27 protein-coding genes are annotated in these 25,902 nt (G+C 73.2%); 20 read left to right on the top strand and 7 right to left on the bottom strand.

Annotated elements, in window-relative coordinates; all coding sequences use genetic code 11:
- Positions 1 to 223 precede the first annotated feature (223 nt).
- From ABD331_RS49415 to ABD331_RS49375, 9 genes are read left to right on the top strand one after another with little or no spacing between them, the layout of a single operon-like run.
- A complete protein-coding gene (locus ABD331_RS49415; RefSeq protein ID WP_344492232.1) occupies positions 224 to 913 on the top strand; it encodes an HAD family hydrolase in 690 nt (229 codons plus the stop codon).
- The gene (locus ABD331_RS49410; RefSeq protein WP_344492229.1) at positions 910 to 1,413 is read left to right on the top strand and encodes a DMT family transporter; all 504 of its coding nucleotides are present in this window, start codon (positions 910 to 912) and stop codon (positions 1,411 to 1,413) included. The genes ABD331_RS49415 and ABD331_RS49410 overlap by 4 nt, the downstream gene beginning before the upstream one ends.
- Before the next feature lie 4 nt (positions 1,414 to 1,417).
- Positions 1,418 to 1,879 carry a DMT family transporter gene (locus ABD331_RS49405; RefSeq protein WP_344492226.1) on the top strand — a complete coding sequence of 154 codons (462 nt, stop codon included), beginning with the start codon at positions 1,418 to 1,420 and terminating at the stop codon, positions 1,877 to 1,879.
- Positions 1,858 to 3,030: a questin oxidase family protein gene (locus ABD331_RS49400; RefSeq protein WP_344492223.1), complete on the top strand. Its 1,173-nt coding sequence runs from the start codon at positions 1,858 to 1,860 to the stop codon at positions 3,028 to 3,030. Before ABD331_RS49405 ends, ABD331_RS49400 begins: the two co-directional genes overlap by 22 nt.
- An 11-nt stretch (positions 3,031 to 3,041) precedes the next feature.
- A complete protein-coding gene (upp, locus tag ABD331_RS49395) occupies positions 3,042 to 3,695 on the top strand; it encodes a uracil phosphoribosyltransferase (RefSeq protein WP_344492220.1) in 654 nt (217 codons plus the stop codon).
- The gene (locus tag ABD331_RS49390) at positions 3,692 to 7,558 is read left to right on the top strand and encodes an amino acid adenylation domain-containing protein (protein WP_344492218.1); all 3,867 of its coding nucleotides are present in this window, start codon (positions 3,692 to 3,694) and stop codon (positions 7,556 to 7,558) included. The genes upp and ABD331_RS49390 overlap by 4 nt, the downstream gene beginning before the upstream one ends.
- Positions 7,558 to 7,788 carry a tautomerase family protein gene (locus ABD331_RS49385; RefSeq protein WP_344492215.1) on the top strand — a complete coding sequence of 77 codons (231 nt, stop codon included), beginning with the start codon at positions 7,558 to 7,560 and terminating at the stop codon, positions 7,786 to 7,788. The genes ABD331_RS49390 and ABD331_RS49385 overlap by 1 nt, the downstream gene beginning before the upstream one ends.
- Positions 7,785 to 8,714 (top strand): pseudouridine-5'-phosphate glycosidase, encoded by a 930-nt coding sequence (locus ABD331_RS49380; protein WP_344492212.1) that lies wholly within the window; start codon positions 7,785 to 7,787, stop codon positions 8,712 to 8,714. Before ABD331_RS49385 ends, ABD331_RS49380 begins: the two co-directional genes overlap by 4 nt.
- Before the next feature lie 10 nt (positions 8,715 to 8,724).
- Positions 8,725 to 9,861, top strand: coding sequence for an LLM class flavin-dependent oxidoreductase (locus ABD331_RS49375; RefSeq protein ID WP_344492209.1), 1,137 nt, complete (start codon positions 8,725 to 8,727; stop codon positions 9,859 to 9,861).
- Between the two features lie 39 nt (positions 9,862 to 9,900).
- Here the strand turns inward: ABD331_RS49375 and ABD331_RS49370 are convergent, their stop codons facing one another.
- Positions 9,901 to 10,719 (bottom strand): nitroreductase family protein, encoded by an 819-nt coding sequence (locus ABD331_RS49370; RefSeq protein WP_344492206.1) that lies wholly within the window; start codon positions 10,717 to 10,719, stop codon positions 9,901 to 9,903.
- Between the two features lie 81 nt (positions 10,720 to 10,800).
- Here ABD331_RS49370 and ABD331_RS49365 point away from each other — a divergent pair, with 81 nt between their 5' ends.
- From ABD331_RS49365 to ABD331_RS49340, 6 genes are all read left to right on the top strand, one after another.
- A complete protein-coding gene (locus ABD331_RS49365) occupies positions 10,801 to 12,000 on the top strand; it encodes an acyl-CoA dehydrogenase family protein (RefSeq protein ID WP_344492203.1) in 1,200 nt (399 codons plus the stop codon).
- A 150-nt stretch (positions 12,001 to 12,150) separates the two neighbouring features.
- Positions 12,151 to 13,275: an acyl-CoA dehydrogenase family protein gene (locus ABD331_RS49360; RefSeq protein WP_344492200.1), complete on the top strand. Its 1,125-nt coding sequence runs from the start codon at positions 12,151 to 12,153 to the stop codon at positions 13,273 to 13,275.
- On the top strand, positions 13,272 to 14,315 hold the full coding sequence (locus ABD331_RS49355; RefSeq protein WP_344492197.1) for a BMP family ABC transporter substrate-binding protein: 1,044 nt from the start codon (positions 13,272 to 13,274) through the stop codon (positions 14,313 to 14,315). The genes ABD331_RS49360 and ABD331_RS49355 overlap by 4 nt, the downstream gene beginning before the upstream one ends.
- Before the next feature lie 2 nt (positions 14,316 to 14,317).
- Positions 14,318 to 15,844: an ABC transporter ATP-binding protein gene (locus tag ABD331_RS49350; protein WP_344492194.1), complete on the top strand. Its 1,527-nt coding sequence runs from the start codon at positions 14,318 to 14,320 to the stop codon at positions 15,842 to 15,844.
- Complete coding sequence (locus ABD331_RS49345; protein ID WP_344492189.1) at positions 15,841 to 16,971, top strand: ABC transporter permease; 1,131 nt, start codon at positions 15,841 to 15,843, stop codon at positions 16,969 to 16,971. The genes ABD331_RS49350 and ABD331_RS49345 overlap by 4 nt, the downstream gene beginning before the upstream one ends.
- Positions 16,959 to 17,867 (top strand): ABC transporter permease, encoded by a 909-nt coding sequence (locus ABD331_RS49340; protein WP_344492186.1) that lies wholly within the window; start codon positions 16,959 to 16,961, stop codon positions 17,865 to 17,867. Before ABD331_RS49345 ends, ABD331_RS49340 begins: the two co-directional genes overlap by 13 nt.
- Here ABD331_RS49340 and ABD331_RS49335 read toward each other — a convergent pair.
- Positions 17,839 to 18,372, bottom strand: a complete 534-nt coding sequence (locus ABD331_RS49335; RefSeq protein ID WP_344492183.1) for an OsmC family protein — start codon at positions 18,370 to 18,372, stop codon at positions 17,839 to 17,841. The two genes, ABD331_RS49340 and ABD331_RS49335, sit on opposite strands and share 29 nt — an antisense overlap.
- A 77-nt stretch (positions 18,373 to 18,449) precedes the next feature.
- Here ABD331_RS49335 and ABD331_RS49330 point away from each other — a divergent pair, with 77 nt between their 5' ends.
- The gene (locus ABD331_RS49330) at positions 18,450 to 19,463 is read left to right on the top strand and encodes a helix-turn-helix domain-containing protein (protein ID WP_344492180.1); all 1,014 of its coding nucleotides are present in this window, start codon (positions 18,450 to 18,452) and stop codon (positions 19,461 to 19,463) included.
- Here ABD331_RS49330 and ABD331_RS49325 read toward each other — a convergent pair.
- Positions 19,420 to 20,238, bottom strand: a complete 819-nt coding sequence (locus ABD331_RS49325; RefSeq protein WP_344492177.1) for an SDR family NAD(P)-dependent oxidoreductase — start codon at positions 20,236 to 20,238, stop codon at positions 19,420 to 19,422. The genes ABD331_RS49330 and ABD331_RS49325 overlap by 44 nt on opposite strands.
- Positions 20,239 to 20,765: 527 nt before the next feature.
- Between ABD331_RS49325 and ABD331_RS49320 the strand changes: the two genes are divergently transcribed.
- Both ABD331_RS49320 and ABD331_RS49315 read left to right on the top strand, forming a co-directional pair.
- Positions 20,766 to 21,590, top strand: coding sequence for an alpha/beta fold hydrolase (locus ABD331_RS49320; RefSeq protein WP_344492174.1), 825 nt, complete (start codon positions 20,766 to 20,768; stop codon positions 21,588 to 21,590).
- Between the two features lie 55 nt (positions 21,591 to 21,645).
- Positions 21,646 to 22,098 carry a Dps family protein gene (locus ABD331_RS49315; RefSeq protein ID WP_344492171.1) on the top strand — a complete coding sequence of 151 codons (453 nt, stop codon included), beginning with the start codon at positions 21,646 to 21,648 and terminating at the stop codon, positions 22,096 to 22,098.
- 10 nt (positions 22,099 to 22,108) lie between these two features.
- Here ABD331_RS49315 and ABD331_RS49310 read toward each other — a convergent pair whose 3' ends face one another.
- Both ABD331_RS49310 and ABD331_RS49305 read right to left on the bottom strand, forming a co-directional pair.
- On the bottom strand, positions 22,109 to 22,600 hold the full coding sequence (locus ABD331_RS49310) for an SRPBCC family protein (RefSeq protein WP_344492168.1): 492 nt from the start codon (positions 22,598 to 22,600) through the stop codon (positions 22,109 to 22,111).
- 39 nt (positions 22,601 to 22,639) lie between these two features.
- Positions 22,640 to 23,431, bottom strand: coding sequence for a class I SAM-dependent methyltransferase (locus ABD331_RS49305; protein ID WP_344492165.1), 792 nt, complete (start codon positions 23,429 to 23,431; stop codon positions 22,640 to 22,642).
- Here ABD331_RS49305 and ABD331_RS49300 point away from each other — a divergent pair.
- Entirely contained in the window at positions 23,419 to 23,544 is a 126-nt protein-coding gene (locus ABD331_RS49300; RefSeq protein ID WP_344492163.1) for a hypothetical protein, read from the top strand. The genes ABD331_RS49305 and ABD331_RS49300 overlap by 13 nt on opposite strands.
- A gap of 2 nt (positions 23,545 to 23,546) precedes the next feature.
- On the opposite strand, the gene ABD331_RS49295 is transcribed toward ABD331_RS49300, so the two are convergent.
- On the bottom strand, positions 23,547 to 24,005 hold the full coding sequence (locus ABD331_RS49295) for a cyclophilin-like fold protein (protein ID WP_344492161.1): 459 nt from the start codon (positions 24,003 to 24,005) through the stop codon (positions 23,547 to 23,549).
- 114 nt (positions 24,006 to 24,119) lie between these two features.
- Between ABD331_RS49295 and ABD331_RS49290 the strand changes: the two genes are divergently transcribed.
- Positions 24,120 to 24,974, top strand: a complete 855-nt coding sequence (locus ABD331_RS49290) for a helix-turn-helix transcriptional regulator (RefSeq protein WP_344492158.1) — start codon at positions 24,120 to 24,122, stop codon at positions 24,972 to 24,974.
- 17 nt (positions 24,975 to 24,991) lie between these two features.
- Here ABD331_RS49290 and ABD331_RS49285 read toward each other — a convergent pair whose 3' ends face one another.
- On the bottom strand, positions 24,992 to 25,834 hold the full coding sequence (locus ABD331_RS49285) for an SDR family oxidoreductase (protein WP_344492155.1): 843 nt from the start codon (positions 25,832 to 25,834) through the stop codon (positions 24,992 to 24,994).
- Between the last annotated feature and the right edge of the window lie 68 nt (positions 25,835 to 25,902).

Below are 25,902 nucleotides of genomic sequence, written 5' to 3'. Positions count from 1 at the left end.
CGAGGCCTTTCTGCCATCCGTCAGCAGCCCTCAGCTCAGCACAGCCACCAATAACCGTCAAGACCTACTTATTTAGTTGGTTTTTGCGTCGCGCCATGGGCGCACCGGATCCCGCGCGGCAAGCATTTCCCCTATAACCCACTTGATTTACAGCAAATAGCCGCTTACGGTGAGGTTCGCAGCCCTCCCCCACCCCACGGCCGCCGCGGCCGGAGAGGATGTCATGCGCCACCTGACCGTCTTCGACCTCGACGGCACCCTCGTCGACTCCCCCCGCGCGATCGTGGAGACCTTCACCGCCGCGTTCGGCGCGCTGGGCGTCACCGCCCCGGAGGCCGCGGCCATCCGCGCGACGATCGGGCTGCCGCTCGAACGGGCCTTCGGCGGGCTGCTGGGCGTCTCGCCCGATGACGAGCTGGTGACGGGCGGGGTGCGGCACTACCAGCGGCTGTTCAGGGAGATCATTCTGCCGCGCGCGGCCGAGCTGGTCTTCCCGGGGGTCGTCGAGGGTCTGGACGAGCTGCGCGGCCTGGGCGTCACCTCGGCCGTGGCCACCAGCAAGTTCCACGCCAGCGCCGACGCGCTGCTGCGGGCGGCCGGGCTGCGCGAGCGGTTCGCGCTGGTGGTGGGCGCGGACGAGGTTGCCAGGCCCAAGCCGCATCCCGACTCCGGAGAGCTGGTGCTGCGGACCCTGGGGGTGGCGGCCGGGGACGCCGTGGTAGTAGGTGACACCGTGCACGATATTCACATGGCCCACGGCGCGGGCATGCGCTCGGTCGCCGTCACGTACGGCGTCCAGAGCCGCGACGAGCTGGCCGCCGCCGCGCCCACCTGGTTCGCCGGATCCTTCGGCGAGGTCGTCTCCCAGCTCACCACCGCCTTCCGCGCCACGCCCGAGGGGGTGGCGGGATGATCGGACGCGACTCCCAACAGCCCCCCGCCGCCGAGGGGGTGACGGGCGGGCGGGCGCTCGACTGGCTGCTGGCCATCGCGGGCGGCGTGCTGCTGACCCTCATGACGCAGGCCAACGCCGTGCTGGCCCGCCACACCGACGCCTTCTACGCCTCGTGGGCCGCCCACGGGGTCGGCGCCGTGGTGGCGTTCGCCCTGGTGCTGCTGTTCGCCCGGCGCCGCCCCGCCCCCGTCCCTGACGCGGGCAGGACGCCGCTCTGGTTCTACCTGGGCGGCATCCCCGGCGCGCTCGTCGTCGTCCTGTCCGCCGTCGCCGTCAACAGCGAGCTGGCCCTGGCGGGGACGATCGCCCTGATGCTCACCGGCCAGGTGGTCTTCGGCACCGCCGCCGACCACCTCGGCCTGCTGCGCACCCCCAAGCGCCCCGTCACGGGCACGGACCTGGCGGTCGCCGGGTGCGTGCTCGCCGGCAGCGTGCTCATCGTGCTCGGCGGGGCGTGACGCCGTGCTCTTCTTCGTCCTTCTCGCGCTGGTCAACGGCGTGCTCATCGGCGCGAGCCGTACCATCAACGGCCAGCTCAGCACCCGGGCGGGCGCGTTCAGGGCCTCCGTGTGGAACCACGTGGTGGGTTTCGTCTTCCTGAGCGCCGTCCTGCTCGTCCTGCGCGTCTGGCCGGACCTCACGGACGTGCCCGTCGCCGCCTACGCGGGCGGCGTGATCGGCGCGCTGTTCGTGGCCGTCAACAGCTACGTGTTCCCGAGGCTGGGCGCCATGAGCGCGTCCGTGCTGGTGATCAGCGGGCAGGTGCTGTCCGCCGTGGTGATCGACTGCGTCCAGCAGCGCACGCTGCCCGCGCCGATCAGGATCGCCGGCGTGGCGCTCGTGCTCGTGGGGCTCAGCCTGCCCCGCCTAACGGCCCGTCTCCGGCAAAGGGAGATCAGCAAGTGCCCGACAGAGAAGAAGTGATCGACGAACTACTGAACGACCGCACCTACCACATCGAGTTCAACGGCCATCTGACCAACCACGCCAAGCACGCCGTCGTCGCGCTGGCCGGGCTCGGCGTCCCGGCCGCCGAGATCAGGGCCTACTACGACGCGTACGCGAAACTCACCTCCTACGGCTCCGCCCTGGAGGCGCCCAAGCCGGACCAGCACGTCATCACCGAGGCCAACTGGCGCGAGCACCTGGGGCGGCGCACCAGCTTCTGGTCCTACTGCGACTTCTTCGACCGGCGGGAGCGGGAGCTGGGCCTGGACGAGCTGCTGCGCCGCTACGTGCCGGAGCTGCTGCCCGGCTGGACCGGCTCGTTCACGCACGCCACCATCCACCTCGGCTGGGCGCTGGACGCCGGCCACCGGTGGATGACCGTCGAGGGGCTGGCGTACCTGGCCTTCTCGTACGCGACCTGCCATCCGGAGCGGGCGTCCGCGCCGTCGGGGGACGGCACGAGCCCCGTGGAGTCGCTGTTGCGGGTGGCCGGGGAGTGGGACGAGCGGCGCGACGAGCTGGCCCACTGGGTGGCGCGGATCCTCGCCGACACCTCGCCCGTCGAGGACGGCCGGATCCACCCCGAGCTGCTCCGCTCGGGCCTGCAGTTCAGGATCGCCCGCACGCTGATCGAGGGCCATCCGCTCTTCTACGACACGCCCGCGTGGACGGCCGATGACGACTGGGAACCGCTGTACTACGCGGTCACCCTGCTCTACCTGGCCTACCCCGGCGACTTCGTGCTGCTGCACCTGATCACCTCGCTGCACGCGGTGGAGCAGATCGCCCTGCGGCTGCCCGCCGCCGAGCGGCGGCGGGCCGTGGTCAGCTTCTGGATCGGGCTGCTCGGCACGGTCTTCTCCGGCGGCGACTTCCCGCGCCGCGCCAAGCTGGACGCCCTGCACCGGCTCTTCTCCGGGGCCACCGACCAGGAGCGAGACGACGACTGGGACACCACCGTCGGCCGGGCGGTGCTGGAGGAGGAGGAGCACAACCCCAAGCTCGTGTACGTCCTGCGCCGGGTGTGGGAGCGCAGCGGCCGCCGCTCGATCTACCGGGTGGCCGCCGCCCAGTTCACCGCCACACCCGAGCTGCCGCCCTCCTTCGACGAGCCGCCGGTCGCGTGACGGGAGCAGCCATGCGCAACGTCCACCTGCTTCCGCAGACCCGCCAGTTACGCGCGCTGCACACCGTCGTCCGCGACCGGCACGCCGGGCTCGACGCCTTCGTCCTGCACTCCCGCCGCATCATCCGCCTCCTGCTGGAGGCGGGCCTGGACCAGCTCCCGTTCACCGAGCACGACGTGACCACGCCGGTGGGCGCCACCTACCGGGGGCTGCGGCACGCGACGGACGTGTGCGCCGTCGCCGTGGTCAGGGCCGGCGAGAGCATGGAGGCCGAGTTGCGCGACATCCTGCCCGGCGTCCGCATCGGCAAGATCCTCATCCAGCGCGACAAGCAGACCAAGCTGCCGCACCTGTACTACTCCCACCTGCCGCCCGGCATCGCCGACGGCCACGTGCTGCTCCTGGAGCCCATGCTGGCCACCGGCGGCTCCGCGAACGCCGCCATCGACGTGCTGCTCAAGGCCGGGGTGCGGGAGGAGCGCATCGTGCTGGTGGACTTCATCGCCGCGCCGGAGGGCCTCGCCGCCGTCGCCGAGGCGCACCCGCACGTCAAGATCGTCGTCTCCTCGGTCGAGGAGCGGCTGAACGAGCACGCCTTCATGGTCCCCGGCATCGGTGACTTCGGGGATCGCTACTTCGGCACCACCGACTCGGGGGCAAGATGATCACCGTTCCTTCCGTCAGACCCGCCCGGCCGCGCCTGCCCGTGGGGGTCGGGGCCTGCCTGCCCGACCTCCTGCTCCAGCAGGCCGAAAGCCGCCCGGACGCCATCGCGGTCACAGGCGCGAGCGTGAGCACGAGCGCGGGCGCAGGCGCAGGCTTGAACGCAGGCGCGGACGCGGGCGCGGGTGTGAGCCTGAGCGCGGGCGCGGGTGTGAGCCTGACCTTTCGTGAGCTGGCCCGCGCCGCCGGCCGCCTGGCCGCCCGCCTGCGCGCCCTGTCCGCGGGCCCCGACGACCGCGTCGGCCTGTACGCCGAGCCGTCGCCCGACCTGGTGACCGGCGTGTGGGGCATCCTGATGGCGGGCGCCGCGTACCTGCCTCTGTCCCCCGACTACCCCCGCGACCGCGTCCGCTTCATGATCGAGGACAGCCGCGCCACGATCATCGTCACCCAGGACCACCTGGTCAGGGAGCTGTCCCTGCTGGTCCCCCCGGGCACGCGGATCGTCGCGCTGGGCGACACGCGCGACGGCCCGCAGCTCGACGCGGCCCCCTGGCGCCCGCGCTCCCTCGCCTACGTGATCTACACCTCGGGCAGCACAGGCCGTCCGAAGGGGGTGATGATCGAGCACCACAGCATCGCCTCCCAGCTCCGCTGGATGCACACCTGCGGCCACGTGGGCCCGCACACCACGGTGCTGCAGAAGACCCCGGCCAGCTTCGACGCCGCCCAGTGGGAGATCCTGGCGCCCGCGTTCGGCGCCCGGGTGGTGACGGCCCCGCCGGGCGGTCACCGCGACCCGCACGCGCTGATCGCGGCCATGGCGGAGCACGACGTCACCACGCTGCAGTGCGTGCCGACGCTGCTCGAAGCGCTCGTCGAGACCGGCGGGCTGTCCCGCTGCGCCGCGCTCACCCGGGTGTTCTCCGGCGGCGAGGCCCTGACCAGGCGGCTGGCCAGGGACTTCTTCGCCGCGCTGCCGGGCGCGTCGCTGATCAACCTGTACGGGCCCACCGAGTGCACGATCAACGCCACCGCCCACGTGGTGGACCCCGGCCAGGCCCGCGACGGGGATGGAACGCTCCCGATCGGCGTCCCGGTGGACAACACGCACTGCTTCGTCCTGGACGAGGACCTCGCCCCGGTGGACATCGGCGAGACCGGCGAGCTGTACATCGGCGGCGCCCAGCTCGCCCGCGGCTACCTGGATCGGCCCGGCCAGACCAGGCAGCGGTTCGTCCCGTCGCCGTTCGTGCCGACGCAGCGGCTCTACCGCACCGGCGACCTGGCGTACTGGAACCCGGACGGCACCCTGCAGTTCGCCGGCCGCGCCGACGACCAGGTGAAGTTACGCGGCCACCGGATCGAGCTGGGCGAGGTGGCCAGGGCCGCCGAGCGGCACCCGTGGGTGCGGCGGGCGGCGGCGGTGGTCGTGCCCGATCAGCGGACCGGCGCGCCGCACCTGGTGGTGAGCGCCGAGCTGAACCCGCGCGAGGCGGCCCTGATGGATCAGAGCCACCAGTCGGCGCACCACCGTTCGAAGGCCGACCGGTTCCAGGTGCGGGCGCAGCTCGCCGGCGCCGGGCTGCGCCCGGACCTGGCGGGGCGGGACGCGGTGGCCCTGCGGGGCAGGCGGGAGCCGGCGGAGCAGCGGCGGGCGGCCTTCGCCCGCAAGACCTACCGGTTCTACGAGGGCGGACCGGTGACCAGGGCGGACCTGCTGGCGCTGCTCGCGCCGCGCCCGCCCGCGGCGCTCAGCCGCGACCTCGACGACCTCGGCCCGGACGAGCTGGGCCGGATCCTGCGCTGGTTCGGCCAGTTCCGCAGCGACCGGCGGCTGCTGCCGAAGTACGCCTACGCCTCCCCGGGCGCCCTGTACGCCACCCAGCTCTACCTGGAGACCAGCGGCCTGCCCGGCCTGGCGGCGGGCCTGTACTACTACCACCCGGTGGAGCACGCCCTGGTCAGGATCGGCCCGGCCGCGCTGCCCAAGGACGCGCGCCTGCTGGTGCACCTGTCGGGCCGGCGCGCGGCGATCGAGCCGGTCTACCGGGAGAACGTGCACGAGGTGCTGGAGTTCGAGGCCGGTCACATGGTGGGTGTGTTCGAGGACGTGCTGCCCGCGTACGGGCTGCGGATCCGCCCGGTGGACCGGATCGCGTCCGTGCGGGAGCGGCTGGACGTGGCGCCCGACGACCACTACGTGGGCACGTTCGAGATCCGGCGCGAGGCGGGCGAGCCGCCGCCGGGCCCGCCGGTCGAGGTGCACGTGCAGGCGCATCCTGGACGCGTACGCGGCCTGCCGGCGGGCTGGTACCGCCATCGGGACGGGGAGCTGGAGCGAGTGAGCGACGAGCTGGTCGAGCGGCGGCACGTGGTGGCCATCAACCAGCAGGTGCACGACCGCGCCGCGTTCGGCGTGGCGCTGCTCGCCCATGAGACGCGGCCCTGGCTGGCCTACGTCGCGCTCGGCGCCGAGCTGCACCGCCTGCAGCGCAACAACGCGGGCATCGGCCTGATGTCGTCGGGATACAGCTCCAAGAGCGGCCACCCGATGCCCGCCGCGCGCCGCGTGGAGGCGATCGTCGGGCGCGCCCCGCAGGCGATGTACTTCGCCCTCGGCGGCCGGGTCAGCCCCGAGCAGGTCGCCGGCGAGGACATGCGCGAGGACGCCGTGCACATGAAGGGCCCCGCTGAGCTGATCAAGGAGGAGCTGGCCAGGCTGCTGCCCGACTACATGCTGCCGAACCGGGTGCTGATCGTGGACGCGCTGCCGCTCACGGCCAACGGCAAGGTGGACGCGGCGGCGCTGCGGTCGCTGGCCGGGGTGCGGCCTCCCGAGCCGTACGCCGAGCCGGTGACGAGGACCGAGCGGTGGCTGGCCGCCGAGTGGGGCAGGGCGCTGAAGTACGAGGAGGTGTCGGCGTCCGACGACTTCTTCGCCTGCGGCGGGAACTCGCTGACGGCGGTGGCGCTGATCAACCGGATCAACGCGGAGTTCGGCACGCGGCTGCCGTTCCAGGTGCTGTTCGAGTCGCCGCGGCTGAGCGACCTGGCGGGCCGGATCGACGCCGGGCTGGGCACGCCGTCCTCACGGCTGGTCCCCCTCTCGGAGCCTGGTGTGCTGGAGGGGCGGCCGGTGTTCTGCTGGCCCGGGCTGGGCGGCTACCCGATGAACCTGCGCCTGCTGGCCCGGCGGGCCGTCCCCGACCGGCCGTTCTACGGGATCCAGGCGTACGGCCTCAACCCGGGCGAGGTGCCGTACCCGACGATCCGCGACATGGCCGCCGCCGACCTGGCCGAGATCCGCCGGACGCAGCCCGAGGGCCCGTACACGCTGTGGGGCTACTCCTTCGGCGCGCGCGTCGCGTTCGAGACGGCCCGCCTGCTCGAACGGGACGGCGACCGCGTGGACCGGCTGGTGCTCATCTGCCCCGGCAACCCGCGCGTGCGGGCGGGCCGGACGGCCGCGGACCGCCCGAGGGAGGCGTCGTTCGCCGACCCGGAGTACGTGGCGATCCTGCTGTCCGTCTTCACCGGCACCGTGTCGGGCCCCGACCTGGAGCGCTGCCTGGAGCAGGTCCGCGACCAGGACACCTTCGCCGACTTCGTGCACGGCCTGCTGCCCGCGCTGGACCGGCCGCTGGTGCTGCGGATCGCCCGCCTGGTGGCCAGGACCTATGCCTTCCCGTACACGTTCACCGGCCTGAGCGCGCCCGTCACCGTCATCAGGGCCGCAGGGGACGACCGGCCCGGCATCGACGGCACCCTCATCGACCTGGCCACCGACCATTACGGCGCGTTGCGGGAGCCCGGCGTGGCCGAGCTGACCGCCGCGATCCTGACGACCTCGAAGGAGTCGTGATGCCCCACATCACCATCCAGCACTTCCCCGTGGACCTCGCGCCGGACCAGCGGCAGCGGCTGGCCGACACGCTCACCGCGATCGTGGTGGACTCGTTCGGCACCTACGAGGGCGCCGTGTCGATCGCGCTCGAACCCGTGGAGCCCGGCGACTGGGCGGGCACGGTGTACGAGCCGCGCATCGCCGCCCGCCCCGATCTGCTGATCAAGGCGCCGGAGTACCGCAGTTGACCGGCATCCCCCTGGTGGTCGCGGAGGAGGTGGCGCAGGCGCTGGCCGAAGGGCGAGCCGTGGTGGCGCTGGAGTCGAACGTGATCACGCACGGCCTGCCGTACCCGGACAACGCGGCCACCGCCGCGAAGGTGGAGGCCGCGGTCCGGGCGGGCGGGGCGGTCCCCGCGACGATCGGGGTGGACGGGGGGCGGCTGCTGATCGGCCTGGGCGAGGCGGACCTCGAACGGTTCGCCTCGGCCTCCGGCATCCCGAAGGTCAGCAGCCGCGACCTGCCCGTGGCGCTGGCGCGGGGCGGGCTCGGCGCGACCACCGTGGCCTCCTCGCTGGTCGCCGCCGAACTGGCGGGCATCCCGTTCTTCGCCTCCGCCGGGATCGGCGGGGTGCACCGGGGCGCGCAGGCCACCATGGACGTCTCCGCCGACCTCATCCAGTTCACCCGTTCCAAGGTGGCCGTGGTCTGCGCGGGCGCCAAGAACATCCTCGACCTGCGCCTCACCCTGGAGTACCTGGAGACGCAGGGGGTGCCGCTGGTGTCGTACCGGTCGGACGACTTCCCCGCCTTCTACTGCGCGTCCAGCGGCCTGCGCAGCCCGCACCGGATCGACGAGCCGGACGTCATCGCCCGGGTCGTGGAGCACCACTGGGCGGCGGGCGCGCGCGGCGCCGTCGTCATCACCACCCCACCCCGCCCTGAGGACGCCGTGGACTCCGCGCTGGCCGAGAGCGCCGTGCGCGAGGCGCTGGCCGCCGCCGAGCGGGACGGCGTCGAGGGCAACGCGATCACCAAGTACCTCATGCGAGCCGTGGACGAGGTCACCGGCGGGCGGACCTCGCAGGCCAACATGGCGGTCCTGATCAGCACGGCCGAAGTCGGCGGCGTGCTCGCCGCCGCGCACGCCCGCCACCGATCCGCTCTCCGATAAGGACGCTCACATGCCCGTGGAGTTTCTCGGCATCGCCTACACCAACAACGCCTCGGAGACCACCGCCCGGTCCGGGCTCTCCTTCGACAAGGACTACACGCTCAGGCTCGCCCGCGCGCACGAGGACCACGGCTGGGACCGGGTCCTGTTCGCGTACGGCTCCGACACGCCGATCCCGACGCCGGCCGCGGGGTGGCTGGCGGCGAAGGTGGAGGGGCTGCAGATCCTGCTCGCGCACCGGCCGAACGTGTCGTACCCGACGTACGCGGCCCGCTCGTTCGCGACGCTGGACCACATCAGCGACGGGCGGCTGACCATCCACTTCATCACCGGCGGCAACGACCACGAGCAGCGGCGCGAGGGCGACACCCTGACGAAGGACCAGCGCTACAGCCGCACCAGGGAGTACATCCAGATCGTCAAGAAGGTGTGGGCCAGCAGGGAGCCGTTCGACCACGAGGGCGAGCACTACCGCTTCCACGACTACGTCAGCGACGTCTTCCCCGTGCAGAGCCCGCATCCGGGCGTCTCGTTCGGCGGCTCCTCCCCCGCCGCGTACGCCGCCGGGGGCGCCGAGGCGGACGTCTACTGCCTGTGGGGCGAGCCGCTGGCCGACACCGCCCAGCAGATCGAGTCGGTGTGGGCGGCGGCGCGGGCGGCGGGGCGTACGGACCGGCCGCGCATCCAGGCGGCCTTCCGGCCGATCATCGCGGCCACCGAGGAGCTGGCGTGGGACAAGGCCCACCGCACGGTCGAGGCGATCCGGCGGCGGCGGGCCGTGCGGCAGCCGCCGCGCGGCCACGCGCCTGACGGGCCGGAGAACACCGGCGCGCAGCGGCTGATCGCCATCGCCGGGCGGGGTGAGCGCTTCGACCGTGCTCTGTGGACGCCCACGTCGGCCGCCACCGGTGGCGAGGGCAACTCCAACGCGCTGGTCGGCACGCCCGAGACGGTGGCCAGGGCGCTGCTCGACTACTACGACCTGGGGGTGGACATCATCTCCGCGCGCGGTTACGACCTGCTGGGGGACGCGATCGACTTCGGGCGGCACGTCATTCCGATCATCCGGGAGGAGGTGGCCAGGCGCGACCGCGAGGGGGCCGAGCGCGGGCCGCACCTGCTGGAGAAGATCGTCGCCGGCATCTGACAGGGGGGCGCCGCCCGGCCTGACCGGGCGGCGGCCGTCTCACCGGAGGGGGAAGCCCTGCCGGTGGAAGGAGTCGCGGATCGTGTGGCGGCCGTCGAGCCCGCCCTTGTCGGCGATCCGCCACGCCAGCCGGTCCAGCACCCAGTCGGCGGGCTTCTCCTGCTCGGTGTAGTACCGCCCGATCCGCTCGCGGTAGTCGGCGATGGCGGCCGGGTCCGGCCGGGTGTAGGTCTCCTGGTGCAGCACCACGTCCTGGCCGAGGCGCGGTTTGACGTCGGCGGGGTCGTCCGGCGCGGGCACCCCGATGGCCAGCCCGAACAGCGGGAACGTCCATGCGGGCAGCTCCAGTTCGGCGCACACCTCGTCCACCCGGTTGCGCAGCGCGCCGACGAACGTGATGCCGTAGCCGAGCGACTCGGCCGCGACGGCGGCGTTCTGCGCGGCGAGCGCCACGTCCACGATGCTGGAGACGGTCGAGTCGAGGTAGTCGGCGCCCTGGGCGGGCAGGTCGTGCGCCCGCGCGATCGACACCGAGCGCGACCAGTCGGCCACCCACACCAGGAACGCGCCCGCGTCCCTGACGAGCTGCTGGTCGCCCGCGTAGGTGGCCAGCCGGTCGCGGCGGGCGGCGTCCCTGACGCTGACGACGCTGGTGAACTGGAAGTTGGCGGAGGTGGACGCCGACTGCGCGGCGGCCACGATGAGCCGCAGCACCCGCTCGTCCACGGGCTCGGGCAGGAACGTCCTGACGGTGCGGTGGTCGAGCAGCAGCTCCACCACGCCGTTGCCGAGGTCCTCGTGCACTCCTTCCGCCGTGCCGAAGCGCCGCTCCAGCAGGTCTCTCACCGTACGACCCATCCCATCCTCCTAAAGCAGGACTTGCTAAATTCCGTACATGTCGGAATTATCTAAAGCTGTACTTTAGATCAGGAGGACCGCATGGTGAATCCCCGCAAGCAACCGATCCCCATCCCCACGACGACGGAGCAGGCTCTGGCGATCGCCCGCGAGGTGGCGGCCGAGCTTGCGCCCGGCGCGGCGGGCCGCGACACGCGGGCCGAGCCGCCCGCCGAGGCGCTGGCGCTGATCGCCGGCAGCGGCCTGCTGGGCGTCTCCGTCCCGCGCGAGCTCGGCGGCGGCGGCCTGGGCGGCGCCGACGTGATCGAGATCCTCCGGATCCTCGCCGTCGCCGACTCCTCGGTGGCGCAGACCCTGCTCCCCCACTTCGTGCTGCTCGGCGCCGTCACCGGCCTGGCCTCGGAAGAGCTGCGCGAGCGCGTGCTGCCCGACGTGCTGGCCGGCGGGCTGATCGGGAACGCCACCTCCGAGCGCGGCACCAAGCACGCCTGGGACCCGCACACGACCGTGGTCCTCGACGGCGGCGAGGCCGTGGTCAACGGCCGCAAGTACTACGCGACCGGTGCGCTGAGCGCCGCGTGGGTGTCGGTGCTGGCCAAGGACGAGCAGGGCCGGCTGGTCACGGTGTTCGTGCCGCGCGAGGCCAAGGGGCTGGAGCTGACCGCCGACTGGACGTCCTTCGGGCAGCGGGCCACCGTCAGCGGCAGCGCCGTGCTCGACGGCGTACGCGTCGGCGCCGGGCACGTGGTGCCGCTGTACCGGGCGTTCGAGGGTCCGGCCGTCGGCGGCGCGTTCGACCAGCTCCTGCACATCGCGATCGACCTCGGCATCGCCCGCGCGGCGCTGGAGGACGGCGGCGCGTTCGTCCGGGCGCACGCCAGGCCCTGGTTCGAGTCGGACGCCGAGCGGGTCACCGGCGAGCAGAGCGCGGTGGTCAGGTTCGGGCAGATCGCCGGGCGGGTGATCGTGGCCGAGCTGGCGCTGGCGCAGGCGGGCCGCCGCTTCGACGAGGTCGCCGCCGCCCCCGACGACCACACCACGGCGCTGCTGTCGGCGCAGGTCGCCGCGTTGAAGACGCAGGCCGCGCAGGCCGCCGTGGCCACCTCCAGCGACGTGTTCGAGCTGGCCGGCACCCGCGCCACCGACGCCGCCCACGGGCTCGACCGGCACTGGCGCAACGCCAGGACGCACACCCTGCACGACCCGGTCCGCTGGAAGGAGTACCACCTTGGCAACTTCCTGCTCAACGACGTCCGCCCGCCGCGCAACCCGCTCAACTGAGGGATCCCCGCCGTGTCCGTGACCCCAGACGTGCCCCCCGGCCCCGCCGCGACCCCAGACGTGCCCCGCGACCCCGCCGCGACCCCAGACGCGCGCCCCGATTCCGCCGCGACTTCAGCCCCGCCCCCGGGCCTTGACGCGATCAGGGCCGTGATCCGTGACCTGTACGATGACGCGCCGCGCCGCGAGCAGGAGCGCGAGCTGCCCGCCAAGCAGGTGCGCGAGCTGGCCGAGGCGGGCCTCGGCGCGCTGCGCGTGCCCGCCTCGCACGGCGGCCCAGACCTGCCCGTCACCACCCTGGCCGAGCTGCTCGTCGAACTGGCCGCCGCCGACTCCAACCTCAGCCAGATCCTGCGCGGCCACCTGGGCCTGGTGGAGCTGCTGCGGCAGCGCCCCGCCGGCCCTGGCCGCGACCGGCTGCTGCGCGCCGCCGCGGCGGGCGAGCTGTTCGGCCCCGCCGGGACCGAGCGCTCGGGCGCCGACCTGCGGACGCTCTCGACGTACCTGGCCACCGAGGGCGAGGCACTCTACCTGCACGGCGAGAAGTTCTACACGACCGGCAGCCTGTTCGCCGACCGGCTCAACGTGCTCGTCCGCTACCGCAACGGCTTCGCCTCGGCGATCGTGCCCCGGCACGCGCCGGGCGTCGAGATCACCGACGACTGGGACGGCTTCGGGCAGCGGCTCACCGCCAGCGGCACGGCCGTGTTCACCCGCGTCCCGGTGGACCCGGAGCTGCTGTTCCCGCACGAGGACACGTTCACCAACGACTACCTGGACGCCTTCTACCAGTTCGTGCACTCGGCGACGCAGGCGGGCATCATCCGTCGGCTCGCCGACGACCTGTCGGAGCTGGTGCGCGGCCGGGTGCGCAGCTACCCGCTGGCGCCCGTGCCGTCGCCGCGCTCCGACCCGCAGGTGCTCGCGGTGGTCGGGCAGGTGCACAGCCACGCGTTCGCCGCGCGGGCGGCCGTGCTGTCGGTGGCCGAGGCGCTCGACGCCGCCGGGCGCGACCCGGCGCTGCTGCCGGAGGCCGTGGTGCGCTCGGCCGCCGCGCAGGTGCTCAACACGCGGCTGGCGGGCGAGGCGTCGTGGACGTTCTTCGACGCCGCCAGCGCCTCAGCCGTCAAGACCTCGCTCAACCTCGACCGGCACTGGCGCAACGCCCGCACCGTCTCCTCGCACAACCCGGCCATCTACAAGGCCGCGCTGATCGGCGAGTACGCCGTCAACGGCACCCTGCCCGGCGGCTTCCTGAACAGAGGCATCTCATGAGACCCCGCACCAGGGCCCTGCTCCTGCCCCTGCTCCTGGCCCTGCTCCTGGCGACCGCCGCCTGCGGCAGCGGCACGCCGCAGGGGCAGCGGAAGCAGGGCCCCGAGTTCATCTACATCACCGACGCGCCCATCGGCGTCAACCAGTTCCTGGAGCTGGGCAAGACCGGCACCGGCGGCGCGGCGGCCGCTCTCGGCGGCACCTCCAGGACGTTCGAGAGCAACGACACCGACCAGTCGCGCCGCACCAACATCGAGGCCGCCGTCGCCGCCTGGCCGAAGGCGATCGTGCTCATCACGTTCGAGTTCGACGACCTGTCGGTGGAGTACGCCGAGGCGCACCCGCGCCAGCAGTTCGTGCTCATCGACTCCTGCCCCGACGGGGAGATCCCGGCCAACCTGCGGTGCGGGGTCTTCAAGGAGTACGAGGCGTCGTACCTGCTCGGCGTGGAGGCCGGGCTGCTCACCAGAAGCGGCAGGATCGGCACGGTCGCGGCCATCGACATCCCGTTCTTCCACCGCTGGTCAGACTCGTTCGCGCTGGGCGCCAGGAGCGTCAACCCGAAGCTGACCGACCAGCAGCTCTTCGTCGGCGGCGACAACCCGGTGGGCGACCCCGCGCGGGCCAAGGAGCTGGCGCTGACCATCACGCAGTCGGGCGCCGACCAGGTGTTCGCCGTCACGGGCGGCGGCAACGGCGGGGTGTTCGAGGCGGCTAAGGAGAGCGGCGCGCTGGCGTACGGGGTGGACGTCGACCAGTGCCCGCAGGCGCCCGGCAGCATCGTGGACAACGCGATCAAGCGCATCGACGTGGTGGTCAAGGACCTGCTGACGGCCGTCGTGCAGGGCAAGGCGGGCGGGACGAGCACCGCGTACGGGCTGGCCGAGAACGGCTCTACGGTGACCAGCCTGACCGACGGCGCGGCGTCCGGCCAGTGCGTGATCATGAAGCATCCGGACATCCTGGAGCGCGTCCGCCAGGCTCGCGACAAGATCGTCAGCGGTGAGATCGTGGTGCCCGACCCGGTGCGGGCCGGCTGAGCATGGCCGCCCTGGAGCTGCGCGGCATCACCAAGAGGTTCCCTGGGGTGCTCGCCAACGACGGCATCTCGCTGACCGTCCCCGCCGGGCAGGTGCACGCGCTCATCGGCGAGAACGGCGCGGGCAAGTCCACGCTGATGTCCATCCTGTACGGGCTGCTCCGGCCGGACGCCGGGCACATCCTGCTCGACGGCGCCGAGCGGACGTTCGCCTCCTCGCAGGACGCCATCCGGGCGGGGCTCGGCATGGTGTTCCAGTCGTTCAAGCTGTTCGAGGAGCACACCGTCGTGGAGAACGTGGTCTTCGGGGCCGAGCCGCGGCGCGGCTGGCTCCTGGACCGCCGCCGCGCCCGGCGCGAGGTCGCCGGGATCTCCCGCACGTTCGGCTTCGACCTGCCGCTCGACGCCCTCGTCCGCGACCTGCCGGTGGGCGTGCGGCAGCGCGTCGAGATCGTCAAGGCGCTCTACCGCAGGGCGGAGGTGCTCATCCTGGACGAGCCCACCGCGGTCCTGACGCCGCAGGAGGCGGAGGCGCTGTTCGCGGTGCTGCGGTCGCTGGCCGCGTCGGGCCGGTCGGTCATCTTCATCACCCACAAGCTGGAAGAGGTGATGGCGGTCGCCGACCGGGTCACCGTGCTGCGTGACGGGCGGGTGGTCGCCACGCACGACGTCGCCCGTACCTCGCCGCGGAAGATCTCCGCGGAGATGACCGGGCGGGAGGTCACGTTCGCCGAGCGGCGGGCGCCGCGCGCGCCCGGCCGGGTCGTGCTGGAGGTGTCCGGCCTGCGGGCGGCGGCCGGCGACGGGACGCGGCTGGACGGCGTGTCGTTCCAGGTGCGCGCCGGGGAGATCGCCGGGATCGCCGGCGTGGCGGGCAACGGGCAGGACGTGCTGGCCGCCGCCCTGGCCGGGCACGCCGCCGTCACCGGCGGGACGGTCACGCTGCTCGGGCACGACGTCACCCGGGCGGGCAACGCGGCCCGCCGCGCCGCCGGGCTCGGCCACATCCCCGAGGACCGCAACCGCGACGGCACCGCCGCCCAGGGCGACGCGATCGTGAACCTGGCCATCGGCTACCACCGCGAGCCGCCGCTGCTGCGCTCCGGCCGGCTGCGCTCCCGCGAGCTGCGCGCGCACGCCGAGCGGCTGATCGGCCGGTTCGGCGTCAGGATCGCCTCGCCCGGCACGGCGGTGGGCACGCTGTCGGGCGGGAACGCGCAGAAGCTCGTGGTGGCCCGCGAGCTGGGCAGGCCCACGGACTTCCTGCTGGCCGAGCAGCCGACGCGCGGGGTGGACATCGGCTCGATCGAGGCCATCCACGCCGAGCTGGACGCCTATCGCGCGCGGGGCGGGGCCGTGCTGCTGATCTCCAGCGAGCTGTCGGAGATCCGCAACCTGTGCGATCGCGTCCTGGTCATGTTCGAGGGGCGGTTGACAGCCGACCTGCGGACGGACGACGTCACCGACACCGGCCTCGGCCTCCTCATGACGGGCCTCTCCGCCGACGACCATCAAGGGGCGCCGTCGTGAGGACGGACGGAGGCAAGAAGTGGCAGCGTGTGGGGCGGGGCGTCGACTCGGTCCTGGCGGAGGGCACGCTGGTCGCGGCGGCCCTCACCGTCGCGATCGTCGCCGCCCTCCTCCTCGCCACCGGCTATGCGCCCCTCGACGTGTACGCCACCATGCTCACCGGCTCCCTCACCGGCGCGGGCCTCGTCTCGACGCTCCAGCAGGCGGTCCCCGTGATCGGCCTGGCGCTGGCGCTGTGCTTCTCCTTCCGGGCGGGCGTGTTCAACCTGGGCGGCGAGGGCCAGTTCGTGATCGGCGGCTGCGCCGGCACGATCGCGGCCCTCACCCTGCCCGGCCCCGGCCTCGTGGTGATCGTCGCCTCCCTGGCGGTGGCCGCGCTGGCCGCGACGGCGTGGGCGGCGATCCCGCCGCTGCTCCAGGAGCACCTCGACGCGCCGATCTTCGTCACGAGCCTGCTGCTCAACTATCCGGCGATCGCGCTGACCTCGTACGCGGTCAAGACCTGGCTGAAGGACCCGGCCAGCTCCCTGATGGCGACCAGGCGGGTCGGCGAGACCCGCAGGATCGGCCCGCTCGCCGACCCCGAGTCGGGCCCCGGCCTGGCGATCGCCGCCCTGTTCGGCCCGGACGGCGCGGTCACGCTCATCACGTCGGGCCTGAGCTGGTCGCTGCTGGTGGTCGCGGCCGTCCTGGCGTTCACCATCTTCGTCAACACGCGGCTGCCCATCGGCCTGGAGGCGCAGGTTCTCGGCCTGAACCCGCGCCTGGCCCGCCACACCGGCGTGGACGTGGCCCGCGTGGTGCGCGTGCACATGCTGATCGGCGGCGCCATCGCCGGCGTCGTCGGCACGCTGGTGGTGCTGAGCAGCCACTACCGCTTCATCGACGGCGCGCTCGACGGCACCGGCTACGCCGTCACGGCCCTGCTGGTGGTGCTGCTCGGCCGCAGCCGCCCGTGGGGCGTCGTGGCGGCCGGGTTCTTCTTCAGCGCGCTCATCGTGGGCGGGCAGGCCATGGAGCGCGAGTACGGCCTGTCGTCCTACCTGTCGATCATCATTCAGGCGCTGGTGATCTTCCTGGTGACCCTGCGGCTGACCCGGGCCTGGAGGCGCCGATGGACGTCCTGACCGCGCTGCTGTCGGAGGGGACGCTGGCGTCGCTGACCCGGGCGCTGGCCCCGCTGCTCCTGCTGGGCATGGCCGGGCTGCTGTGTCACCGGGTGGGCGTGTTCAACATCGCGCTCGAAGGGTTCATGCTGATGGGCGCCTTCGCGGCCGTGGCGGGCAGCGCGGTGACCGGGCAGGCGTACCTGGGGGTGGTCGCGGCCGGGCTGAGCGGCGGGGCGGTGGCCACGGCGTTCGCCGTCGGGGTGGTCTGGCGGCGCGGCGACCCCATGGTGCTGGGCATCGCGGTCAACCTGCTGGTGGCGGGGCTGACGACGTACCTGCTGTGGGCGGTGTTCGGGGTGCGCGGCACCTTCCAGTCGCCGGAGGTTCGGCCGCTGCCGCAACTCGGTGCGGCCGTGGCCGGGCTGCCGGTGCTCGGGCCCGCGCTGGCGACGCTGAGCGTGCTCGGCGTGCTCGCGCTGGCCGGGCTGCCCGCCATGAACGCCTTCCTCGACCGTACGGTGTGGGGGCTGCGGCTGCGCGGGGTCGGGCTGGACGCGGAGGCGGCCGGGTCGCTGGGCGTGGACCCGCGCCGCTACCGGTTCCTCGTGATCACCTTCGCCGGGGTGCTGGGCGGCTGGGCGGGGGCGCAGCTCTCGCTCGGCTCGGTGGCGCTGTTCACCGAGAACATGTCGGCCGGGCGCGGCTGGGTGGTGGTGCTCGCGCTGCTGCTCACCAACGGCCGGGTGTGGCCGCTGGTGGGGGTGCTGGCGGTGTTCGCGCTGGCCGACGCGGTGGGGATCAGGCTGCAGACGTACGGGTTCCCCGTGCAGCTCTCGGACGCGGCCCCGTACCTGGCGACGCTGGCCGTGATCGTGGTCGTGGGGGTCACGCGGCGCCGTGAGGCACGTCGATGAGGCGCAGGGTGGCCAGCACCGGGGTGGGCCGCCGGATCGTGTTGGCCACGGGCGAGCCGCCGACGACGCGGTCCCACAGGTCCCTGACGACCTCGTCGTCGGCCTCGGCGCCGACCGTGCCGATGACCTGCAGCGCCATGTGGCCGGCCGTGTCCGCGGCGGGCGGGTGGCCGGGCTGGAGCAGGTTGTCGAAGCCGCCGGTCACCTCGACGCTGAGGTGGCGCAGCACGATGCCGCGCACGGTCGCCTGCAGCACCATGCCGGCGGCGACGCAGGAGCCCAGCGCGCCCAGCACGTGCTCGTACGCGGTCGGCGCGGTGTCGGCGGCGCCGAAGTCGACGGTCTCGTCGGCGTCCATGCGGTGGCCACGGGCGGTGGTGACCGTGTGGAAGCCGTCGTCCCACGTGGTGAGCGTGGTCCAGGGGCGGCTGACGGGCTGGATCCGCAGCGCGTCGGTCAGCCTGGCGCCTGCTTCCAGGCGGAGCGGGGAGTCGATGCCGTTCACCGGGTGATCCCATCTGTTGATAGCCTGCTCGACGAGTCCGGGGGCCCGGACGATCCACGACGGCGAAGGTCTGACACGTGAGCTCAGCCCAGTTCGGCATCGGTCGGCTCGACGACCTGTTCCGCGGGCTCATCTGGGGCGAGAACGTGGTCTGGTCGCTCACCGACGGCCCGCCGCCCGGCTTCGTCGCCGCGGTGGCGGATGCGGCCCGCGCCGCCAACGCCGACGTGCGGCTCTTCGGCCTCGACGGCGCCCGCCTGGCCGCCAGGGACGGCGGCGACGACCGGGTGGACGCGAGCCGTCGGGCGGTCTACGTCCTCGACCTCACCGACGCGGGGGGCGACGACCTGGAAGGCCTGGTCAGGGAGGTCGCGGGGCAGGTGTTCCGCGGGCAGGCGGTGGCCCACTGGTTCGTGCCGGGGCCCGGCGACCCCAGCGACGGGCTCGCGCAGTGCGTGATCGCGGTGGACAAGGACCAGCTCCGCGTCGAGCGCGCCGACGCCAGGCCCAGCACCATCCGGGGCGTGCTGCTGCCGTTCGGCCTCGACGCCGACGGGCTGCTGCGGGTCGGCTCCGCGTCGGCGGCGTCGCTGCTCGGGCGCGGCATCCGGGCCGTGCGCAAGGAGCGCAACTGGAGCCAGAGCCAGCTCGGGGCGCTGATCGGGGTGTCGGGCAGCGCGATCTCGCAGGCCGAGCGGGGCCAGCACGCGCTGTCGCTGGAGAGCGTGCTGGAGCTGTCGGAGAAGACCGGCATCCCGCTCGACCAGCTCCTGCGTGACACGCCCGCCGCCGAGGCGTACGTGCACCGCCCGCGCGACGCCGACGCGCCCGGCGTGCTGGTGGACGACCCGCGCCACGGCCTGCGGATGGCGAGCCTGTCCATCCCGCCGCGCGGCTCGGCGGCCCCGCCGACCGCCGGTCACGGGTCGTGCCTGCTGCTCGTGGCCGACGGGTTCGTCCGGGTCGTGCATTCGTCCTCCAGGTACGTGCTGCGGCACGGTGACGCGTTGCGGGTGACGGAGGGCAGCGTGCTCAGCATCAGGAACCTCAGCGACGCGAACGCGCTGATCTTCTGCGTCTCCTACGGATGACCGCCGCCGCGGGCACGGCGAGGTCCGGCGGCGGCAGCAGGCCGAGGCTCGCGTCGAGGCCGCCGTCCACGACCAGCGTCGCGCCGGTGACGTAGGAGGCGGCGGGCGAGAGCAGGAACCTGATCGCCTCGGCCTGCTCGCGCGGCTCGGCGTAGCGCCGCAGCGGCACCCGCCGCGCCGTCCGGCGCTCGCCCGGCCCGCCGCCCATCCGGGTGCGGGTCAGGCCGGGCGCGACGGCGTTCACCCTGATGCCGGCGGCGGCGTAGTCGAGCGCGGCGGCGCGCACGAGGTTCAGCACCGCGCTCTTGGACGCGTTGTACGCCCACGTGCCCGGGTCGGCCCGCAGCCCGGCCACGGAGGCGGTCACCACGATCGCGCCGCCTCCCGCCTGCCGCAGCGCGGGGACGGCGGCCCTGATGCCCAGCATCGGCCCGCGCAGGTTGACCGCGAAGATCCGCTCGGCCGCCGCGACCGCGCGCGGGTCCTCCCACGGCAGCGTCCCGCCGGTCCCGGCGTTGAGCACCACGCCGTCGAGCCGCCCGTACGTCTCGACGGCCAGCTCCACGGCGGCCCGGTTCGTCCCCTCCTCCGCCACGTCGCCCGCCAGCGTCACCACCCCGGCCAGGCCGCCCAGCTCGGCCAGCGCGCCGCCGTCGAGATCGACGGCCACGACGCGGACGCCCTGCGCGAGCAGCAGCTCCACGGTGGCACGGCCGATCCCGGACGCCGCCCCGGTGACGAGCACCGCGGCGTCCGCGGTCAGATCCTGGCTCATGGCCTCGACGGTACGAGCAGCACTCCCCAAAAGTCAACATTACCTACTGGCTTTACATGAAATTCTGCCGTGCCTCCTTGCGGACCCGGCGGTGGCCCGGCTAGATTCCTACTATGCCTACGGGGAAAACCAATAATGCCGTGTTCCCCGGCCTGGCTCTCGCGGGAGGGGAAGGACCGGACCGGCGGGATCGCCCTCAACGGCGCGGGCGAGGAAACCGGATCGGAGGGCACATCGGGGCCGGGCCGGCCGACGACCGGCAGGATCGTCGCAGGGCCTGATCAGGTCACGGGCGGCGCGGTGCCACCATGCGGCACCGCGCAGAACGCGCCAGGCTGGGGCGCCCGCCCACCCGGCCCCGTCCCCCGCCCCTCGACCGGCGAACGAACCTCTTCCCACCAGCCGATCGAGATCGTCAGATCTCCGCCGCCGTTCCAAGTGCAGTCAACTGACCGATTTCGGGCCAGGGGCCCCGCGCCTAACTTCTGAGGCACAGCGAACAACGCCCACCTCAGAGAGGGGCCGAGATGCCCTACATCACCGCCGACGACGGCGCCCAGATCTTCTACAAGGACTGGGGCACCGAAGGAACCCCGGTCCTGCTCAGCCACGGCTGGCCGCTCAACTCCGACGCCTGGGAGGCGGCCGCCCTCTTCCTCGCCCAGCACGGCCACCGCGCCATCGCCCACGACCGGCGCGGCCACGGCCGCTCCGCGCAGACCTGGCACGGCAACGAGATGGACACCTACGCCGACGACCTCGCCTGCCTGATCGAGCAGCTCGACCTGCGCGATCTCACCCTGGTCGGGCACTCGACCGGCGGCGGGGAGGTCGCCCACTACCTGGGCCGCCACGGCAGCGACCGCGTCTCGAAGCTGGTCCTGGTCTCCGCCGTGCCGCCGCTGATGCTGCGCGGCGAGGACAACCCGGACGGCCTGCCCATCGAGGTCTTCGACGCGATCAGGGCCGGCGAGGCCGCGAACCGCTCCCAGCTCTACCGCGACCTGGCCGACGGCCCGTTCTTCGGGCACAACCGCGGGCAGGACGTGCCCCAGGGGTTCCGGGACGCGTTCTGGCTGCAGAGCATGGCGTGCGGGCACAGGGGCGCGTACGAGTGCGTCGCGGCCTTCTCCGCCACCGACTTCCGGCCGGACCTGGCCAAGATCAACGTGCCCACCCTGGTCGTGCATGGGGACGACGACCAGATCGTGCCGTTCGAGGTCGGCGGGAAGCGGTCGGCCGAGATGATCAGCGGCGCCGTGCTGAAGGTGTACGAGGGCAGCGGGCACGCGCTGCCCGACACCGACCGCGACCGCCTGCACGCCGACCTGCTCGCCTTCGTGAACTCCTGAAGCCACCGGAGAACCGGCCGGGGATCCCTTCCCGTCGAAAGGAACGACCACGCCCATGACCAGCACCCAGCTCGACAATCTGGCGACCGCCGCCTTGCAGGACGCGCTCATCGACGTCGCCGAGCTGGCCTCCCAGGCCAGGCAGGCGCACTGGAACGTGCGGGGCGCGACGTTCCTGCCCGTCCACCGGTGGCTGGACGAGCTCACCGGGACGCTCCGCGCCCACGCCGACGCGCTGGCCGAGCGCATCGCCACCCTGGGCGGCTGGCCGGACGCGTGCAGCGAGACGCTGAGCGAACGCAGCACCCTGGAGTCGCTCCCCTTCGGCCGGCTGACCACCGGCCAGGCGCTCGCCGCCATGGACGCCGGCCCGGGACGGGTCGCCGCCGTCGCCGCGGCGTGGCTACGCAGCCCGGCGATGGGCGACGACCCGGTGACCGCCGATCTGCTCACCGGCCTGTGCCGCGACGTCCAGGCCCAGCAGTGGCTCGCCCGCGCCCATCAGTGAGCGGCGTCCGTCACCTGGAGGCGGCGGCGATCAGCCCGTCGAGCCAGGCCTGGTGGCCGTTGAGCATGGGGTTGGGGCGCTGGGCCGCCAGCTCGGCCGCCGACGGGCCGAGTTGCGACTCCTGGGTGAGGATCCTGACCCGATCTCCCGCCAGGTCCTCCAGCAGCCAGGCGTGCACGACGTCCAGCGTGCGGTCGGGCATCCAGGCCCGCCACGCGAGCCGGGCCGCCCTGCCGGAGCCGGGCGGCTCGCACTCGATGACCTCGGCCTCCAGCGGCGGGAAGCCGAACGTGGCGAAGCTGAACCGGTCGCCCCTGTTCAGCCGCGACCCGTTCGGGGTGCTGAGGTCGGAGACGTTCTCGTAGTAGCCGGGCCAGGTCGCGGTGTCGTGCAGGAACGGCCACACCTGTTGGGCGGACAGTCCCTTGACGAACGTCTCGTTCGACACGAAGTTGTCGGTCGTGCCCGGCGTGTACCGCTCCGGAAAGTGGATCTCCTCCACAGGCGTTCTCCCTACCCGATACTCCGAGTAGTCATTTCCTCACTCACCGGGTTCAAGCGCCTCCAGGACGAAAGCCAGGAAGCCGACCTTGCCCTCGTAGTCGGGATACTCGTCAGGGAACAGCTCACGCGCCGCCGGATCCACCTGCGGCTCGTCGAGGACCGCGACCCGGAAGCCGGCGGCCTCGAAGGCGTCGATCATCGCGTGCAGCGGCCGCCGCCAGAAGGTCATCGGGTGGGACTTGCCGTCGAACGTCCACTCGTCGGTGTAGCTGGTGGTCGAGAAGTAGCTGGGCCGGGGCGGGGGCTGGCCCACGTGCTCCACGTACGGGTGGTTCACCGACATGATGAGCCGCCCGCCCGTCCTGAGCACGCGCCGGATCTCGGCCAGCGCCGGCCCCCAGTCCTTCAGGTAGTGCAGCACCAGCGACGCGACCACGTCGTCGAACGCGCCGTCGTCGAACGGCAGCGGGTCGCGCAGGTCGACGATCCGGAGGTCGGCGTCGTCGCCGAGCCGCCGCCTGGCCAGCGCCAGCATCCCGGCGCTGAGGTCGGTGGCGGTGACGACGGCGCCGCGCTCGCGCAGCGCGGCGGCCAGGGGGCCCGAGCCGCAGCCGACGTCCAGGATCCGGCGGCCGGCCACGTCTCCGGCGAGGGCCATGATGGCGGGGCGCGCCCAGTACGCGTTCATGATGTTGTTCTCGGTCTCCGCCGAGTACGCCTCGGCGAAGGCGTCGTAGTTGTTCACCTGGGCCGGGTCCACAGGCCCGGTGGCGGCCGACACCCACGAGGGATGCCCGGTGGTCACGGGTACGTCGGATGAGCGTTCCATCGTCACACCCTAACGATCACAACCCCGACATACCGCACGTCCGCAAGGTGGTGCTCAACGGCGTGGCCGTGCCGTTCGAACGCGCGGGCTCGCTCGTCCACGCCGCCGCCTGACCTCACCGCCGCTCGAACCGGACCGTGACCTGGCCCCTGGCCGAGGCCAGCCTGTCCAGCCCTGCGTCGACGACGCCGAGCCGGACCAGGCCCGGGCCGGGCACGGTCTGGCCGAGGTCGTCGTAGTAGACGGCGATCGTCCCGTTCGACGGCCAGAGGTAGACCTCGCCGGGGGCGGGGTCGTGCACCGGAGCGCCGTCCCTGGCCGTGATGGCGTGCGGCAGGCGTCCCACCTTGGCCTGGCCCCAGGCGTCCGTCAGCCGCAGGGTCAGCGGCAGCATCGCGGCGAACTGCCGGGACGACGGTGTGCCGGTGTCACCGCCGACCCGCAGCACCAGGGCCGTTCCCACGGTGCCGGCCGCCTGCGGGCGGGCGGCGGGCGCGGGCGCGCACCCGGCCAGGACGGCGGTCAGCAGAGCGCAGGCCAGGCGGCGGAGCCGGCCGGTCACAGCATCGGTCATGGCGTCGGTCATGGCGTCCAGCACAACCGAGCGGGCCGGGGCTGGGGAGTCACTGCTGATGGGTGTACTGACAGTGCATCCCACGCGGCCCCCGCGCTGGCGTACGGTCGTGGCATGGACAACCGGTCCGAAGTGCGCGAATTCCTCACCTCGCGCCGCGCCAGGATCACGCCCGCGCAGGCCGGGCTGCCCGTCGCCGGGCGGCGCCGCGTGCCCGGGCTGCGCCGCAGCGAGGTCGCCGCCGTGGCCGGGATGAGCGTGGAGTACTACGCCAAGCTCGAACGCGGCCACCTGGGGGGCGTGTCGGCCGGCGTCCTGGACGCGCTGGCCCGCGCCCTGCACCTGGACGACGCCGAACGCGCCCACCTGCTGCGCCTGGCGCGCGAGGCCGACGGCAGCAACGCCGTCCTGCGCCGCCGCAGGCCCAAGCAGCCGGTGGCGCGCCCCGGCCTGCAGTGGATGCTCGACAGCATCACCACCGCCCCGGCCATCGTCGGCAACAACCGGTCGGACCTGCTGGCCGCCAACCACCTCGGCCGCGCCCTGTACTGCGACGTCTACACCGACCCGGCCCGGCCGCCGAACTTCGCCCGCTTCACCTTCCTCGACGGCGCCGCCCGCCGCTTCTACCCCGACTGGGACCTGGCCGCCGACATGACGGTGGCCAACCTGCGCACCGCCGCCGGGAAGGACCCGCACGACAAGGCCCTGCACGACCTGGTGGGCGAGCTGTCCACCCGCAGCGACGACTTCCGCCGCAGGTGGGCGGCGCACGACGTCCGCACCCATGGCGCCGGCGTCAAGCACTTCCACCACCACGCCGTCGGCGGCCTCGCCCTCACCTACGAGAGCATGGACCTGCGGGCCGACCCGGATCTGTCCATGACGATCTACGCCGCCGAGCCCGGCTCCCCCTCCGAGGACGCGCTGCGGCTGCTGGCCTCCTGGGCGTCCGTGGAAACTCGCTGATCACGAAAAGGGCCGGGTCAGGCCGCTGCGTCGTCGTGCGCGGTGGCGGCCGACTTGTCCCGCCAGGGGGCGACGTCCCGCTCGATCCGGTCCAGCTTGACCTGGAGCCGCTCCAGGGTGTCGGGCCCCAGGTACAGGTGGCCGGGCAGCTCGTCCTGGCAGGTGACCTCGTAGATCAGCGCGGCCCCCTTGGCGGGGTCGCCGAGCTGGGTGTGGTTGGCGGTGCCCGCCCAGTCCAGGGTGACGTGGGCGGGGGTGCCGTCGTAGGCGTCGATGCGGTGCGCGGCGGTGGACAGGGAGCTGGCGTCGAGGAAGTCGGTGCGGAAGACGCCGGGCTCGACGACCATGCACTGAATCCCGAACGGCGCCAGCTCGGTCGCCAGCGCCTCGCTGAGCCCGGCGACGGCGAACTTCGAGGCGGCGTACATGCTGACCCCCGGCTCGCCCTCGAACCCGGACCGCGACCCGATGTTGACGATCTTGCCGTGGCCCGCGGCGCGCATGCCGGGCAGCACGGCCCGGGTGAGGTTGATCAGCCCGAACACGTTGAGGTCGAACAGCGAGCGCGCCTCGGCGTCGGTGATCTCCTCCAGCGCGCCGAGCAGGCCCCGGCCCGCGTTGTTGACCAGGACGTCGATGCCGCCGAACCGCTCGACGGCCGCCGCCACGGCCGCGGCGATCTCCTCGCCGCGGGTGACGTCGAGCCGGACGCCGAGCACCCGTCCGGACTCCCGGAGGTCCTCCGGCAGGGAGCCGGGGTCGCGGACCGCCGCCACCACGTTGTCGCCGCCGGCCACGGCGGTGCGGGCGATCTGCAGGCCGAGGCCCCGGGAAGCGCCGGTGATGAACCAGGTGGACATGTGAGACTCCTTCGTACGGATCAGGGACGAGGCCGGATCACCGGCCCTCGCACTCCACTGAACCAGCC

This window comes from Nonomuraea monospora (assembly GCF_039531895.1).
Lineage (GTDB): Bacteria > Actinomycetota > Actinomycetes > Streptosporangiales > Streptosporangiaceae > Nonomuraea > Nonomuraea monospora.
The sequence above is the reverse complement of the archived record's forward strand: the minus strand, read 5'-3'. Positions and strand labels throughout refer to the sequence as shown.

Coding starts and splice junctions, on each gene's coding strand:
- ABD331_RS49305 (WP_344492165.1), bottom strand. CDS start 23,431: ATGGAACGCTCATCCGACGTACCCGTGACCACCGGGCATCCCTCGTGG.
- ABD331_RS49385 (WP_344492215.1), top strand. CDS start 7,558: ATGCCCCACATCACCATCCAGCACTTCCCCGTGGACCTCGCGCCGGAC.
- ABD331_RS49300 (WP_344492163.1), top strand. CDS start 23,419: ATGAGCGTTCCATCGTCACACCCTAACGATCACAACCCCGACATACCG.
- ABD331_RS49415 (WP_344492232.1), top strand. CDS start 224: ATGCGCCACCTGACCGTCTTCGACCTCGACGGCACCCTCGTCGACTCC.
- ABD331_RS49355 (WP_344492197.1), top strand. CDS start 13,272: ATGAGACCCCGCACCAGGGCCCTGCTCCTGCCCCTGCTCCTGGCCCTG.
- ABD331_RS49315 (WP_344492171.1), top strand. CDS start 21,646: ATGACCAGCACCCAGCTCGACAATCTGGCGACCGCCGCCTTGCAGGAC.
- upp (WP_344492220.1), top strand. CDS start 3,042: ATGCGCAACGTCCACCTGCTTCCGCAGACCCGCCAGTTACGCGCGCTG.
- ABD331_RS49285 (WP_344492155.1), bottom strand. CDS start 25,834: ATGTCCACCTGGTTCATCACCGGCGCTTCCCGGGGCCTCGGCCTGCAG.
- ABD331_RS49390 (WP_344492218.1), top strand. CDS start 3,692: ATGATCACCGTTCCTTCCGTCAGACCCGCCCGGCCGCGCCTGCCCGTG.
- ABD331_RS49325 (WP_344492177.1), bottom strand. CDS start 20,238: ATGAGCCAGGATCTGACCGCGGACGCCGCGGTGCTCGTCACCGGGGCG.
- ABD331_RS49295 (WP_344492161.1), bottom strand. CDS start 24,005: ATGACCGATGCTGTGACCGGCCGGCTCCGCCGCCTGGCCTGCGCTCTG.
- ABD331_RS49290 (WP_344492158.1), top strand. CDS start 24,120: ATGGACAACCGGTCCGAAGTGCGCGAATTCCTCACCTCGCGCCGCGCC.
- ABD331_RS49370 (WP_344492206.1), bottom strand. CDS start 10,719: ATGGGTCGTACGGTGAGAGACCTGCTGGAGCGGCGCTTCGGCACGGCG.
- ABD331_RS49375 (WP_344492209.1), top strand. CDS start 8,725: ATGCCCGTGGAGTTTCTCGGCATCGCCTACACCAACAACGCCTCGGAG.
- ABD331_RS49410 (WP_344492229.1), top strand. CDS start 910: ATGATCGGACGCGACTCCCAACAGCCCCCCGCCGCCGAGGGGGTGACG.
- ABD331_RS49365 (WP_344492203.1), top strand. CDS start 10,801: ATGGTGAATCCCCGCAAGCAACCGATCCCCATCCCCACGACGACGGAG.
- ABD331_RS49350 (WP_344492194.1), top strand. CDS start 14,318: ATGGCCGCCCTGGAGCTGCGCGGCATCACCAAGAGGTTCCCTGGGGTG.
- ABD331_RS49320 (WP_344492174.1), top strand. CDS start 20,766: ATGCCCTACATCACCGCCGACGACGGCGCCCAGATCTTCTACAAGGAC.
- ABD331_RS49340 (WP_344492186.1), top strand. CDS start 16,959: ATGGACGTCCTGACCGCGCTGCTGTCGGAGGGGACGCTGGCGTCGCTG.